This window comes from Gluconobacter sp. P5E10, assembly GCF_018812145.1.
Taxonomy (GTDB): domain Bacteria; phylum Pseudomonadota; class Alphaproteobacteria; order Acetobacterales; family Acetobacteraceae; genus Gluconobacter; species Gluconobacter cerinus.
The window spans coordinates 564,088-577,656 of the sequence record NZ_JACRVZ010000001.1 but is presented as its reverse complement, the minus strand read 5'-3'; the positions used below and the strand labels follow the sequence as shown (position 1 = coordinate 577,656).

The following is a 13,569-nucleotide window of genomic DNA, read 5'->3' as shown; positions in this document are numbered from 1 at the left end:
GGTCTCAGCGCTCTGCGAACGCCTTCTCGACAACATACGAACCCTGACGGCTCATGTTGCCTTCTTCGAAGCCCATACGCTCCAGAAGTGCTTCCGTATCCGCAAGCATTTCCGGCGAACCACAGATCATGACGCGATCATGCTCAGGGTCGAGCTTATCGATGCCCAGATCCTCGAAGATCTTGCCGCTTTCGATCAGCTTCGTGATGCGATCCGTGACAGCATAGTCTTCACGCGTCACAGCCGGGTAGTACTTGAGCTTCTCAGCAACGAACTCACCCAGGAACTCATGCTCCGGCAGCTCATGACGGATGTGGTTCTCATAAGCCAGTTCGCCCGAAATACGGACTGTGTGGCTGAGGATCACATTCTCATAGCGCTCGTAGGCTTCCGGGTCCTTGATGAGGCTCATGAACGGCGCGAGGCCTGTGCCTGTGGACAGGAAGTACAGGTTACGACCCGGCTTCAGGTTATCAAGAAGCAGCGTCCCCACCGGTTTACGACCGATCAGAACCGTATCGCCCACTTTCACATGACGCAGCCGGGACGTCAGCGGCCCCTCCGGCACGGCGATGGAGAGGAACTCCATGTGGTCTTCATAGTTGGCAGACGCGATGGAATAAGCGCGCAGAAGCGGCTTGCCCTCGACCTCAATGCCAATCATCGCGAACTGGCCGTTCTCGAACCGCAGGCCCGGGTCACGCGTTGTGGTGAAGCTGAAAAGACGGTCCGTCCAGTGATGAACGGTCAGAACCTTTGCAGGATACAGATGAGCGTATTCCTTGCTGGGTTCAGCCAGGCGATACTGTTTCGGATGGCCTTCATACGGCGTCAGGCCCGTAATGGGTTCGTCGATCTCAGGAGTCGGGGCGGCAAAACTCGGGGTGGACATATCGGTTTCTGTCTCCGGTGTGGCACGGATAACAGGTCTCGGACCTGATAAGAGCCGGACCTTTTAGCGCAATCATCACGTTTCGGAAAACCCATCTGCGTTGAACCCGATAGCCGAATGACGCAAAAGTCTTTTCATGACAGACGACTCCGTGAGCGACGCCCCCCTCTCTCCCGCCGAACGTGCCCTGAACCAGGCTGAAGCCGATTTCGGGACACCGCTGGACATCACCCCCCGTGAGCGGCCAGCGCTGCTTCGGCAGGTCGCCCGGCGGCTTGAGGGTAATGAAGCTACCCTCCCCCACGAGGCCTTGATCGACGCGCTGTGCGTCGTACGGCGTAAGACATGGGCGTCCCAGCTCATGAATGTCGCCCGCCGTGCCGGTGAAGTCTGGGTCACGAAAGCCGACACACAGGAAGCTGCAGCCCGCACGCATGACCCTCGTGCCGACATTGCGGCTCTGCGCCTCACACTAGAGGATGTTCTGGTCTCACGCTGGCAGGATCTGGGAGACTCGCCACGCAGCGTTCTCGAAGAGGTTCGTGCCGATCTTGCAGATGCCGGACTGATCCTGTCTGGCGGCCAGCTTGAAAAGCTTTCCCGCAGTATTGCGAGCGCATTCGGAAGCGTTGACCTCGGCTTCGAAGACGATCTCCGTCTGGCGGAAGAGCGCCGCGCCCGCGAACAGGCTGACATTCAGGCTCGCGCAGAACGTCGCCGGGAGCGTGAGCTCGAACGCCTGAAAGAGTGGGAAGCCAATCTTGCCGGGTTTGAAGAAGTCCCGGGCATTCTCCATTGTTCCCGGCGTGAAGCGTTGCGGTGGGTGGCGGAAAACCGTCTTCCCATTGCCAAACGCGAAACACGTGACGACGGCATCGAACTGTTCTTCTTCGATCCAGACGAACTGAAGAAACTGCGCGCGCGCCTTCCCGAATGGCGCAGTGGCACACCGGATCGTCCGGAGAAGCTGGAGCGTGGCACCAAGGTCGGCAATGCCGCCATTGCCCGCGTTGCAGCGCTGGACCGTTTTGCGGCTCATTTCCGCACGGCGCGTTCTCTCAAGCGCCGCATTACGCTCGTTACGGGCCCGACCAATTCGGGGAAGTCGTACACAGCACTCAATGCTCTCGCCAATGCAGAGAGCGGCCTGGCGCTCGCCCCTCTTCGTCTCCTGGCGCATGAATTCCGGGAAGCTCTGCTGACCCGTGGCGTCCCCGCATCGTTGGCCACGGGTGAAGAGCGCATTGAAATGCCCGGTGCTCGCCACCTGGCAGCAACGGTCGAAATGTGCCCGTTCCATAAGCCGGTGGACGTCGCCATCATTGATGAGGCCCAGATGCTGGCAGACCCGGATCGGGGTGCAGCATGGACAGCCGCGATCATGGGTGTGCCAGCTCGACATGTGTACATTCTTGGCGCTGCGGACTGTATCCCGCTCGTCAAACGGATTGCCGAACTCTGTGACGACCCGGTGGACGAGATCCATCTCGAACGAAAAAGTCCGCTCAAAGCTGGCGGAACAGTTCATCTCAGCGAATTGACGGTCGGCGATGCCGTCATTGCGTTTTCACGGCGTGAAGTTCTGGACATGCGGGCCGAGCTTATGGCCCGTGGACGCCGGGTGGCCGTTGTTTATGGCGCCCTCAGTCCGGAAGTGCGCCGCGCAGAAGCCGCCCGTTTCAACAACGGTGATGCAGATATTCTGATTGCGACAGATGCTATTGGAATGGGATTGAACCTCTCCATCCGCCGCGTTGTCTTCAGCGCCCTACGCAAGTTTGATGGGCGTCAGACCCGCGATCTGATCTCGCAGGAGGTCAAACAGATTGGTGGGCGTGCTGGCCGCTACGGCAAGCATGAGGAAGGCCTTGTCTGCGTTCTTGCAGAATCTGGCAGCCCGACTTTCGTTCGCCACATGCTGGCTGCTCCTCCAGAACCTGTGACGGAGTTGCGACCACTGGTTCAGCCAGACTCAGACATCGTGCGTGCCGTTGCTGAAGAAATCGGCAGCGACAGTCTTTATGGTGTTCTGACACGCATCAAGCACGCTGTTCTGCGGCCGGATGATCCAAACTACCGCTTGGCGGACATGGAACAGTCTCTTGAGATTGCGGCAGCTCTGGAAGGCGTGGAAAACCTCGATCTGACCACACGCTGGACCTACGCCATGTGCCCGATTGATGAGCGGGACAATGGGATTCAGCGCTTGGTGAGTTGGGCCGCGGATCACGCTGCGGGTCGCCCAGTTCCGCCACCAGGAACGGGTCGCCTGCCCCATCCAGAGCAGGCAGGCCGCGAAGAGCTGGAACGAGCAGAGAAGCGCCATAAGCGCCTCGTCGCCTGGCGCTGGCTCGCATTGCGCTTCCCGGAAGCCTATCCCGCGCAGCAGAACGCTGAGATCAACACGTCGATCCTGAATGACTGGATTGAGCAGGTTCTGCGCACCCAGAGCCGAATGCGCGAAAGCCAGAAGCAGCAGCGCGGCGGGTTCACGCCGAGAGGCCGCAGTGACAAGCCTTTTGCCGGAAAGTCAGGCCACCCTGCCAAGCCGGGCTTCAAGAAAAAAGGGAAGCCTGGCGGCTTCCCTCGGAAACGAAGCTGAAAAGCTGTTCCGAAGGGCAGGAAACATCCTGCCCTTCGAAGCACCTTAACCTTCTGCGGCGTCTTCAGCCTGCCGAACGCGCCGTTCTACCCATTTCTGGGCCTGCAGCTTGATAAGCGGACTGAGCTGCCGATAAAGGTTCAGGAACATGCTTTCATCGGGGGTCAGCGTTTCCTGAATTTCCTTGTATGCCATGCCGGTCAGGAGCACTTCAGCGTCCACCCCAAGGGCCTCAGCCAGTGCGCCCAGATGCTTACCGACGTGGCCGGAGCGCCCGGTTTCCCAGAAAGCCACGGCAGACCGCGAAATTCCAACCCGATCTGCAAGCTGCTGCTGATTCAGTCCAACCATTTCCCGAAGAAGACGGATACGGCGTCCAAGCTCCAGCCCCGGTGAGAGCCGCTCTGGCCCATTTTCTTCCGTAGGTTGAGTCATTTTTTTCATCCCAAGCATCACCGTACCTTCAAGCACCTGAAACGCACGCTCTTCAGATTGAGAAGGTATCAACAAGACCGCAGCTATCGGAAAAACTTCATCAATTTGCAAATAATTTTTATCACAGGCTGAAGTTAAAAATAATCTGACACAGCTTTACGCATCACGATTACTTCGTATCAGGCGAAATTTCAGCCAACCTCGGTAGCAATCATAATTTTTGACTATCAATATCTGCCGAAGTCAAAACAATCATGGCGATCCCAGATTGTGAATTCAAAGTGAGCTCTCCTCTCTGACCGATAGACCAGAAGCGCACGTCTTCCAGATTTTTGACGAAATGACTTTCGATCCCCATGCCAGAGCCAATACAAGCCATTCGCGTCATCGCCATCGGGGCGAACCGTATTGTGTTCCCCTTGATCACGGCATGACCCATCAGCCTGTTACAGCCACCAAACCCCGAAACGCGACCGTTTTGATTGAGCGTTAATACAGGCTTTCTGGCCGTCGTCTCCAAAGGCTTGCCGTCCAGCGCCTGTACACTCCAGGTTCCGTAAGGGGATGATGCAGCAGGCGCAGAAACGCGATGAACAAGAATGTTCGGCTGATCGAGCCCATGAAAATCTTCGGTGGTGAACAGCAAGGTATCACCCACACGAATTTCTGCACGCAGCGCGTAGCGAAACCCGCTTTTCAATGCGGGGTAGCGCAATGTGTAAGCAATCGGGCCCGGACGGAGAATATCCTGGCGGCTCTCCGCCAGAGTAATCGCGGGGGCATCTGCGCGGGAAATGTCTTCAAGCTGAACTGTGAGAACAGCTCCAGCCGGGAGCGCCATACGCTCCCGGTACGTCACCGTCCCGCTCAAAGTTTCCAGAGGCGCGGCTTTTGCCATCTGGACAAAGGCACTTCCTGCCACAAGGGAAAGAGCGAAACGGCGTGTTATCATCTTAGCAATAGTCCTTAGCCAATACGGGTTAGCCCACCCATATAGGAACGCAGAACTTCAGGAATGGTTATGCTGCCATCTTCGTTCTGGTAGGTTTCCATCACGGCAATCATCGTCCGCCCTACAGCAAGACCGGAACCATTCAGCGTATTCACGAAGGCCGGACCATTGTCGGAACGATACCGGGCTTTCATGCGCCGAGCCTGAAAGGCCCGGGTGTTGGAGCAGGAGGAAATCTCACGCCAGGCCTGCTGCCCAGGAATCCACGCTTCCAGATCGAACGTCTTGGCCGCACCAAAACCCGTATCGCCCGCACATAGCAGAATACGGCGGAACGTGATGCCAAGGCGCTCCAGAATGGTCTCGGCGGCCTGCGTCATGCGCTCGTGTTCGGCATCGCTGTTTTCGGGCTTCACGATGGAAACGAGTTCGCACTTCGTGAACTGATGCTGGCGCAGCATACCGCGCACATCGCGCCCCGCAGACCCGGCTTCGGAACGGAAACACTGGGAGAGTGCCGTCAAACGGATCGGCAGCGCATCAGCAGGCAGAATGTCGCCCATGACAGAGGCCGTCAGCGGAACTTCCGCGGTCGGGATTAGCCAGCGGCCATCTTCCGTACGGAAGGAATCCTCAGCAAACTTCGGCAGCTTATCGGTGCCGTACATCGCCGCATCATTCACCAGCAGTGGAACACTGGTTTCGCTGTAACCAAACTCGGTCGTATGTGTGTCCAGCATGAACTGACCCAGCGCACGCTCCAGACGGGCCAGCGCGCCACGGAGAACGACAAAGCGCGTCCCGGACAGCTTGGCCGCCGTCGGGAAGTCCATCAGGCCAAGAGCTTCACCCAGCTCGAAATGCTGCTTCGGCTCAAATGTGAATTCGCGCTTTTCGCCACGATAGTGAACGACGACGTTCTCATCCTCGCTTTTCCCATCCGGCACGGACGGGTCAAGCTGGTTCGGCAGGGAGGCCAGAACATCGTCGATGCTCTTTTCGATGATGGCCGCACGCTCTTCCAGACCCGTAATCCGGTCACGCAGTTCGACTGCCTGCGCTTCGAGAGCGGACGTATCGGCGCCAGTGCGCTTGCCCTGCCCGATCTCCTTGGCCAGCGTTTTGCGGGTCGCCTGAGCCTCCTGCAGCGCCGCCAGAGCGGCGCGGCGCTCTTCATCTTCGGAGACGATTTTCTGCCCCACAGGTGACAGGCCCCGACGCTCAAGAGCAGCGTCAAATGCGGCCGGATCGGCGCGCAGGGCTTTCAGGTCATGCATGGTTCAGGGCTCCGTCAGTCTTCTTCGTCAGTCACGGGCTTCGGCTCAACCAGCCGCGCCACAAGAATGGATACCTCGTACAGCGCCACAAGCGGAATGGCGAGGCTCAGCATGGTGATGGCGTCAGGCGGGGCAATCACGGCCGCCACGGCGAAGGACGCCACCACCGCATAGCGGCGAAATTTCTTAAGCTGCGCCGTCCCGATCAGCCCCACACGCACCAGCAAGGTCAGGATCACCGGAAGCTCGAAGCAGACCCCAAATGCGAGGATCATCTTCGTCACGAGCGTCAGATATTCAGACACCTTGGCCTGAAGCTCGATGTCCATTCCGCCATTGCCCGAGGTCTGGAACGACAGGAAGAACTTCCAGGCAAATGGGAAGACGACATAATAGGCCAGCGCGGCGCCAACGGTGAACATGACAGGCGTTGCGACGAGGAACGGTGCAAATGCCTTCTTCTCACTGCGATACAGGCCGGGCGCGATGAAAATCCACGCCTGAATGGCAATCATCGGGAAAGACAGGCACGTCGCGCCAAACACCGCCACACGAATATACGTGAAGAACGCCTCATAAAGCGCCGTATAGATCAGGTGTGGCTGCTCACCCTTCTCGCGCATGATATTGCCGAGAGGCGCCGCAAGAAACCGGTAGATATCGCCTGCATAGTGATAGCAGATCGCAAAGGCGATCACGAACGTTGCAATGGACCAGATCAGCCGACGTCGAAGCTCGACAATATGGTCGAGCAACGGCATCGGGGTGTCCTGGATCGTATCGGAGTCCGTCATGCGTCTTTCTCCGCGCTCGAAATGGCAACGCGCCGGCCATGATGAAGCGCACGGACAGGCGGCAGAATATCCGGGGCGCGCCAGCGGGCGCGCTCATGCATCAGGCGCCGTGCTGTTGCGGGTGGAAGGATGGATGGCGCGTCCACAATGTCATCATTGAGCTCTTCTTCCGCCTGATACTGAACCATCGCGTTGTAGGGGCGGCTTTCACCACCACCAAAAGAAGATGGCGGCATCGGCGGAGGAGCCGGGACCCGTGGCAGATCGTTGACACTGGAGGACGACACTGCTGCGCCGCTGGTATCAATGTCCAGACTACGGCGAATGGAATTATCGCTGTCGATCGCCTTCGTGACGCGGTCCCGCAGATTGAAGTTCTTTAGGTCCCGAAACTGATCCCGCGCTTCAGACAGGTCCGCTTCCCGTACCATATCGTCAATATGAGACTGGAATTCACCAGCCATCCGGCGCATCGCCTTGATACCGTTCGAGAGTGTACGAATGGCAACCGGCAGATCTTTCGGCCGAATGAAAACCATTGCCACGACGACAAAAAGGGCAATTTCAGAGAAACTGAAGTCAAACATGCAACAATCCTAGCCCTTCCCGTCAGTCTCGCCTACGGGTGAAGGCGCATCTGGTGCTGCTTCAGTGGGAGCCCTGTCCAACAGGAAGTCTTCACGCTTCGGCAATGACCCGATATCGGGCAGTCCGAAACTCTCCAGAAATATGGGTGTCGTTCCCCAGAGAACGGGGCGCCCCGGCACTTCCTTTCGGCCTTTCGGCGCAATCAGACTATCTTCCAGCAGCGCATCCAGAATAGCCTGCCCCAGAGATACACCACGGATCGCTTCAATTTCTGCCCGTGTGCACGGCTGGTGATACGCAATAATTGCCAGCGTTTCCATTGCCCCCCGGCTGAGCCGACGAGGCTTCTCCACGATCTTGGTCAGCGCAGATGCATATTCAGCGCGCGTCCGGAACTGCCAGCCTCCAGCCACTTCAACAAGCTCGATAGCATGGGTCGCATAACGCTCTCCCACGGCGTCCAGAGCGTCCGTGGCCGCGATTTTCAGACCCTGTGTACTTAGAAGGTCCGCAATGATGGAAAGGCGCACCGGCTCAGGGCTGGCAAAAACAAGTGCCTCCACCAGCAGGCAGGCGCGTTCCATATCGGAAGACATCACGAGACTGCCCGCCATTCAATTTCAGCAAAAGCCTCTGGCTGACGGAGTTCCACCGCACCACCCTTAGCCATTTCCAGCCCTGCGAGTAGTGTTCCCGCAAGAGCGGCGTTGCGGTCATACGGCCCAGCTTCCAGCCCTTCCCCCAGATGTTCGGGCAGAAGGGACGTCAGCGTCTGCCAGTCCGCCACGGCGTCTGTGCCCAGCATGCGGCGGAGACGGGCTAAGGCATCCTGCACGCTCCAGTACCTGCGGGTGCGTGGCGCATAGACACGTTTGCGGTTCGTACGCCTGCGGGCAGAGAGATAAGCCGTGATCAGCGCTGACAGGTCCACTCTCAGACCCGAACGGTCAATCTCGGTGTGGTCTTCCCCTTCGCCGCGACGGAACACATCCATACCCAGCCTTGGTTGTTCCATGAGCCAGGCTGCGGCCGCCCGCATACGTTCCAGTTCGAACAGACGCTCCTGAAGCTGCTCCACCGCTTCTTCAGCGTCTTCCCCGTTATTTTCTGCGGGAAGAAGCAGTTTGGACTTCAACCAAGCGAGCCACGCTGCCATCACCAACCAGTCTGCTGCCAGTTCAAGCCGCAGTGCCCGTGCTTCCACGCGGGCCTGCTCCACAACGGACAGATACTGCTCGACAAGCTGAAGAATGGAGATTTTTGCGAGGTCCACCTTCTGGGACCGGGCGAGGTCAAGGAGCAGATCCAGCGGCCCCTCAAATCCGTCCAGCGTCAGATGCAGAACCTCGCTCAAGCCCGGTCTCTCAGAACTGTGCCGGAGTGCAGGCGATGGACTGTGCGTGCAGCTTCACGCAGTACGCCCGGGCGGCCTTCAGATCCGCGAAGCCACCAATACGCAGCCGCACAAACGTCTTGTCCCCATGAGCAGTCTTCTCAAAGAGCGGTGAATGACCTGCGAACAGTCCGGGTGCCTGATGGCGCAGTGTGTCCCACTCCTTGCGCGCTGCGGCTTCACTGTCGAGCGCGGCAAGCTGAACTTCGCGTGCACCGCCAGCCTCAGCCTTCGGAGCCGCAGCAGCCGTTTTCTGCTGAGAAATAGCATTTTCTGGCTCAGCCACAGGCGCCGGAAGGGGCTTCTGCACAGGCTTGGGCGGAACAGCCTTGTGAACAGGCGCATCAGGGGCCTTAGGCTGCGGCTTGACGGCTGGAACCGGCTTTGGTGCTGGAGCGTCTTCCGGCGCCTCGGCGTCCGCGGGCGCTGAAGCGGCATCTTTGCTTTCAGGAGCCTCGGGAGGCACAACCGACGGTTCAGCGGCAGCCTTGTCCTTGCCTGCTGCAGCATCTGGAGCAGCCGGAGCCGCACCGTCAGGAGGCGTAGCGTCAGCGGGCGCTGCGGGCTTGTCCGGCTGAGCCGCAGGAGGCGTCCCTGGCTGCACACCATATTGACGAGCCAGCGCCTTCGCGTCCGGCTGTTCCGGTCCCGGAGCCAGATGCGCTTCCCCGTTGCCTGTCAGATCCGTATCGCCGCTATCACTGCCCATGATCTGCATTCCTCCCGGATCGGTTGGAACATCTTTCACAGGGCCTGGCGGTGGGCCGATAATGGGAATTCCGCCGTGATGGCCTCCTGTCAGAGACCATCCTCCGACAGCGAGCAGCAACACGGCGCCGATGCCGATAGCGCCACCGACAAGCTTTCGCGTCGCCGGATCACTGCCAAGAAGGGACGCAACGCCACCGGCGCGGCTCGCAGTCTCCGGCGCTGCCGCCGCACGACGACGCGGTGGGGCGTCATCATCGTAGTCGTTGCTCAGGCGCTCACGCTCCGCACGCGGGGCAGACGACGGGCGGGGAGAAGAAGGTCCCGCGCCGTAATCACCCGGATCCCGGAAATCGCGATCATTCTCGCTGTCAGGGCTCATCGCATTTCCTCCACTGGCACAACGCCAAGAATGGTCAGTGCGCAACGCAGGGTGCCGGCAATCGCAGAAACAAGCGCCAGCTTTGCCAGGCTCGTCTCACGATCGTTCTCATGCAGAAAGCGCAGGGTCGTGTCTTCGCGTCCACGATTCCACAGTGTGTGGAAATCAGACGCCAGATCAATGCAATACGTTGCAATCCGATGCGGTTCACGCGCTGCAGCAGCCGCTTCGACAGAACGTGGGAAAGACGCGATACGGTGCAGAACGGCCAGTTCCACGTCTGACGACAGACCGGAAAGATCAACAGTTGCCAGCGCTTCAGGCGTCACGGATGCAGCACCAAACATCGCTTCTGCTGAACGCAGAACCGAGCGGCAGCGGGCGTGAGCATACTGAACGTAAAACACCGGGTTATCACGCGTCTGGGCAACAACGGCATCCAGATCGAATTCCATCTGCGCATCGGCCTTACGGGTCAGCATTGTGAAGCGCACGGCATCACGTCCGACTTCATCCAGCAGATCGCGCAGCGTCACGAACGTGCCCGCACGCTTGGACATACGGACGGGCTCACCATTCTTCACAACGCGCACAATCTGGCACATCACGACTTCAAAGCCGGTCTTGCCATCCGTCAGCGCCGAAATTGCAGCGCGCATGCGGGAAACGTAACCGCCGTGATCCGCACCCAGCACATCGATCAGAACGTCTGAGTTCTCAGCCTTTTGAGCGTGATATCCGATGTCATTGGCGAAATAGGTGTTGGTCCCGTCAGATTTGCGAAGTGCACGATCCTGATCGTCCCCGAAATCTGTAGAGCGGAACAGGGTTTGCGGGCGCGGTTCCCAGTCTTCGGGGGTCTTGCCCTTGGGTGGCTCAAGCACGCCTTCATAAAGCAGGCCCTTGCTTTCCAGCTTGGCAATCGCGGCATCAACCCGTCCACTCGCTAGCGTTTCCGCTTCACTGGCGAAAACCTCATGGGAGATGCCCAACCCTTCCAGATCTTCGCGGATTGCGGCCATCATCTGCACCAGCGTTTCAGCGCGGATGATATCGAACCAGACAGACGGATCAGCCGGGCTGCCATCATCATTGGCGAGAGCGCGACCATGCTTTTCAGCAATGCTCTTGGCAACCGGGATCAGATAGTCACCCTGATACTGCAAACCATTCGGCGTCAGCGGGCTGAACGTGTCGGCATCGATGTCGGTGCCAATAACCTGCAGGTAACGCCAGTAAGTTGCCCATGTCAGTGCAACAACCTGCGTGCCGGCGTCATTGATGTAATATTCGCGCGTGACCTTGTAGCCTGCAGCCTGCATCAGGTTTGCAAGCGCATCCCCCACCACAGCGCCACGACAATGACCCACGTGCATCGGGCCAGTCGGATTGGCGGAGACGTATTCAACATTGACGCGCGTTCCCTCCCCGATCGAGGAACGACCGAAGGCTTCACCGGCCTCCAGAACAGCCTTCGCCACACCCTGCAAAACATATGGCTTCAGCGTCATGTTCACGAAGCCAGGACCGGCGGCTTCAGCATGATCTATGTCTGGCAGGTCGGCGAGTTTCTGTACCAGTTCTGCCGCAATCTCCGCTGGCTTGCGCTTGGCAGGCTTTGCGGCCAGCAAAGCAGCATTGGTCGCCATATGGCCATGGGACGGGTCACGCGGCGGCGTCACTTCAACGCGCTGCACCACCTCTTCCGGCAGGCCGGGGACAACGGACCGCAGCGCCTCGCACACCTGGTCTCTGGCGCGGGCAAAAAGGCAGTCAGTCGTATGGGCAGTGGGTGCAGCGACCATTTCAGCTCGATTCCTGTAACCTGTATCGTCTTGGAGGGGCTTTATCAGCCCAGCACGGAGAGGTCCGTCAACCGTCGATGTTCTTCCATCGCGAAACGATCGGTCATTCCGGCGATATAATTGGCCACCAGACGCCGTCGTTCCATATCATCTGCGGCGTTGGCACGATCCTTGAGCGGGTCTGGCAGAAGGCCGGGCTCTTCTGAAAGGATCGTAAAGATTTCAGCCAGCGCGATCTTCGCTTTACGCGCCATGCGATTAACCCGCCAGTGGCGATACATGCGGGCGTAAAGAAATTTGCGGATAGCCTTGTTCTTTTCCCGCATCTCGGGACTGAACGCCACAACCGCATGATCGGCATGGCGAATGTCATCTGCGGACTGCGGATTAAGAGCCTCAAGATTGCGGCGCGTCTGATCCGTCAAATCCGTCGCGAGGGCGTTAATCACCACGCGGATTGTCTCATGACGAACACGCTGTGCCTGATCCATCGCTTCGCGACCCGTGCGACGCTCCATCTCACGCGACGCCCGAAGCGCATCACCCACCAGGGGAAGATCTTCAATGTCGTCGAACGTCAGAAGACCGGCTCTCAGCCCGTCATCCAGATCGTGGCCATGATAGGCAATATCATCCGACATGGCCGCAACCTGCGCTTCGGCTGACGCGTAGCTGCTGAGATCAAGATGATGGCGCGCATCATATTCAGCCAGATAAGGCGTTGGGCGCTTAACCGGGCCGTTGTGCTTCGCCAGCCCTTCCAGCGTTTCCCATGTCAGGTTCAGACCATCGAAAGCGTGATAGCGCGTCTCAAGCGACGTCACGAGGCGAAGGGACTGCGTGTTGTGATCGAAACCACCCCAATCCTGCATGGCAAGGGCCAGAGCATCTTCTCCGGCATGACCAAACGGCGTGTGACCCATGTCATGGGCTAGCGCGAGCGCTTCCGTCAGATCCTCATTCAGGTCGAGGCTTCGGGCAATCGAACGGGCAATCTGGGCGACTTCCAGGGAATGGGTCAGACGGGTGCGAAAGAAATCACCTTCATGATTGATAAACACCTGCGTCTTGTACTGAAGCGTCCGAAAGCCGGCGGAGTGCAGGACGCGATCCCGGTCCCGCTGCCATGGAGAACGGACAGGGCTTTCTGTCTCCGGGTAGAGTCGGCCTCGCGCACCTTTTTCCTGAACCGCATAGATGGCAGGCATCAACACACTCCCCTGATGATCCTTAGGCGCGGAAAGCACTCTAATTGCTGGATCAAACGCGTCATTCTACGACAGGCTCCCTTCAGCGCAACTCTACCCCTTTGCCCCTGACCCCAGTCTGACCATATAATCAGGACCAGAACCGTCCTGCCTTTCAGCAGACCTCCAGAAACCGGGAACGAGCAATGTCCGAAACCCCTTCCTTCACCATGTCTGCCAGTGCGGCAGCACGGATCGTGGAAATCATTTCCGCCCAGCCGGAACCCGAAGGGCTAGCTTTGCGCGTCGCTGTTCTGGCGGGGGGCTGCAATGGCTTCCAATACCAGTTCAAGCTGGATCGCACGAAGAACGATGATGACGTTCTGATCCAACGCGATGGCGCGACTGTCTATGTCGATGAAACCAGCCTCGATCTGCTTGAAGGCGCCGAGCTGGAATTCGTGGACAAGCTGATGGGCGCGCACTTCACGGTCACGAACCCCAACGCAGCCTCAGCTTGCGGTTGCGGCACAAGCTTCTCGCTGGCCTGATCG

The 13,569-nt window shown here is 58.8% G+C and carries 13 protein-coding genes; 2 read left to right on the top strand and 11 right to left on the bottom strand.

The features are described 5' to 3' along the window. Positions 1 to 4: 4 nt before the first annotated feature. Positions 5 to 892 carry a ferredoxin--NADP reductase gene (locus KP707_RS02590; protein WP_046899709.1) on the bottom strand — a complete coding sequence of 296 codons (888 nt, stop codon included), beginning with the start codon at positions 890 to 892 and terminating at the stop codon, positions 5 to 7. A gap of 136 nt (positions 893 to 1,028) precedes the next feature. Between KP707_RS02590 and KP707_RS02585 the strand changes: the two genes are divergently transcribed. Continuing rightward, positions 1,029 to 3,494: a helicase-related protein gene (locus KP707_RS02585; protein WP_174694765.1), complete on the top strand. Its 2,466-nt coding sequence runs from the start codon at positions 1,029 to 1,031 to the stop codon at positions 3,492 to 3,494. Between the two features lie 45 nt (positions 3,495 to 3,539). On the opposite strand, the gene KP707_RS02580 is transcribed toward KP707_RS02585, so the two are convergent. The 10 genes from KP707_RS02580 to KP707_RS02535 form a co-directional block, all read right to left on the bottom strand. Then, positions 3,540 to 3,929 carry a helix-turn-helix domain-containing protein gene (locus tag KP707_RS02580; RefSeq protein WP_099211091.1) on the bottom strand — a complete coding sequence of 130 codons (390 nt, stop codon included), beginning with the start codon at positions 3,927 to 3,929 and terminating at the stop codon, positions 3,540 to 3,542. Positions 3,930 to 4,140: 211 nt separating this feature from the next. Then, the gene (locus tag KP707_RS02575) at positions 4,141 to 4,881 is read right to left on the bottom strand and encodes an META domain-containing protein (protein ID WP_211502047.1); all 741 of its coding nucleotides are present in this window, start codon (positions 4,879 to 4,881) and stop codon (positions 4,141 to 4,143) included. A 14-nt stretch (positions 4,882 to 4,895) separates the two neighbouring features. Beyond that, positions 4,896 to 6,158, bottom strand: coding sequence for a serine--tRNA ligase (serS, locus tag KP707_RS02570; RefSeq protein WP_211502046.1), 1,263 nt, complete (start codon positions 6,156 to 6,158; stop codon positions 4,896 to 4,898). Between the two features lie 14 nt (positions 6,159 to 6,172). After that, entirely contained in the window at positions 6,173 to 6,952 is a 780-nt protein-coding gene (gene tatC, locus KP707_RS02565; protein WP_211502045.1) for a twin-arginine translocase subunit TatC, read from the bottom strand. Further along, the gene (gene tatB / locus KP707_RS02560; protein WP_211502044.1) at positions 6,949 to 7,539 is read right to left on the bottom strand and encodes a Sec-independent protein translocase protein TatB; all 591 of its coding nucleotides are present in this window, start codon (positions 7,537 to 7,539) and stop codon (positions 6,949 to 6,951) included. Before tatB ends, tatC begins: the two co-directional genes overlap by 4 nt. A 9-nt stretch (positions 7,540 to 7,548) precedes the next feature. Then, positions 7,549 to 8,154 carry an SMC-Scp complex subunit ScpB gene (gene scpB, locus KP707_RS02555; RefSeq protein WP_211502043.1) on the bottom strand — a complete coding sequence of 202 codons (606 nt, stop codon included), beginning with the start codon at positions 8,152 to 8,154 and terminating at the stop codon, positions 7,549 to 7,551. Beyond that, entirely contained in the window at positions 8,136 to 8,894 is a 759-nt protein-coding gene (locus tag KP707_RS02550; protein WP_211502042.1) for a ScpA family protein, read from the bottom strand. The genes scpB and KP707_RS02550 overlap by 19 nt, the downstream gene beginning before the upstream one ends. 10 nt (positions 8,895 to 8,904) lie before the next feature. After that, positions 8,905 to 10,023, bottom strand: coding sequence for an SPOR domain-containing protein (locus tag KP707_RS02545; protein ID WP_211502041.1), 1,119 nt, complete (start codon positions 10,021 to 10,023; stop codon positions 8,905 to 8,907). After that, entirely contained in the window at positions 10,020 to 11,828 is a 1,809-nt protein-coding gene (gene argS / locus KP707_RS02540) for an arginine--tRNA ligase (protein ID WP_211502040.1), read from the bottom strand. Before argS ends, KP707_RS02545 begins: the two co-directional genes overlap by 4 nt. 44 nt (positions 11,829 to 11,872) lie before the next feature. Beyond that, positions 11,873 to 13,036 (bottom strand): deoxyguanosinetriphosphate triphosphohydrolase, encoded by a 1,164-nt coding sequence (locus tag KP707_RS02535; protein ID WP_211502039.1) that lies wholly within the window; start codon positions 13,034 to 13,036, stop codon positions 11,873 to 11,875. Between the two features lie 185 nt (positions 13,037 to 13,221). Here KP707_RS02535 and KP707_RS02530 point away from each other — a divergent pair, with 185 nt between their 5' ends. Continuing rightward, the gene (locus KP707_RS02530; protein ID WP_046899719.1) at positions 13,222 to 13,566 is read left to right on the top strand and encodes an iron-sulfur cluster assembly accessory protein; all 345 of its coding nucleotides are present in this window, start codon (positions 13,222 to 13,224) and stop codon (positions 13,564 to 13,566) included. Positions 13,567 to 13,569 lie beyond the last annotated feature (3 nt).

What these genes read in the sequence shown, in the direction of transcription:
- KP707_RS02590 (WP_046899709.1), bottom strand. Translation starts at nt 892, where the DNA reads ATGTCCACCCCGAGTTTTGCCGCCCCGACTCCTGAGATCGACGAACCC.
- KP707_RS02585 (WP_174694765.1), top strand. Translation starts at nt 1,029, where the DNA reads ATGACAGACGACTCCGTGAGCGACGCCCCCCTCTCTCCCGCCGAACGT.
- KP707_RS02580 (WP_099211091.1), bottom strand. Translation starts at nt 3,929, where the DNA reads ATGACTCAACCTACGGAAGAAAATGGGCCAGAGCGGCTCTCACCGGGG.
- KP707_RS02575 (WP_211502047.1), bottom strand. Translation starts at nt 4,881, where the DNA reads ATGATAACACGCCGTTTCGCTCTTTCCCTTGTGGCAGGAAGTGCCTTT.
- serS (WP_211502046.1), bottom strand. Translation starts at nt 6,158, where the DNA reads ATGCATGACCTGAAAGCCCTGCGCGCCGATCCGGCCGCATTTGACGCT.
- tatC (WP_211502045.1), bottom strand. Translation starts at nt 6,952, where the DNA reads ATGACGGACTCCGATACGATCCAGGACACCCCGATGCCGTTGCTCGAC.
- tatB (WP_211502044.1), bottom strand. Translation starts at nt 7,539, where the DNA reads ATGTTTGACTTCAGTTTCTCTGAAATTGCCCTTTTTGTCGTCGTGGCA.
- scpB (WP_211502043.1), bottom strand. Translation starts at nt 8,154, where the DNA reads ATGGCGGGCAGTCTCGTGATGTCTTCCGATATGGAACGCGCCTGCCTG.
- KP707_RS02545 (WP_211502041.1), bottom strand. Translation starts at nt 10,023, where the DNA reads ATGAGCCCTGACAGCGAGAATGATCGCGATTTCCGGGATCCGGGTGAT.
- argS (WP_211502040.1), bottom strand. Translation starts at nt 11,828, where the DNA reads ATGGTCGCTGCACCCACTGCCCATACGACTGACTGCCTTTTTGCCCGC.
- KP707_RS02535 (WP_211502039.1), bottom strand. Translation starts at nt 13,036, where the DNA reads ATGCCTGCCATCTATGCGGTTCAGGAAAAAGGTGCGCGAGGCCGACTC.
- KP707_RS02530 (WP_046899719.1), top strand. Translation starts at nt 13,222, where the DNA reads ATGTCCGAAACCCCTTCCTTCACCATGTCTGCCAGTGCGGCAGCACGG.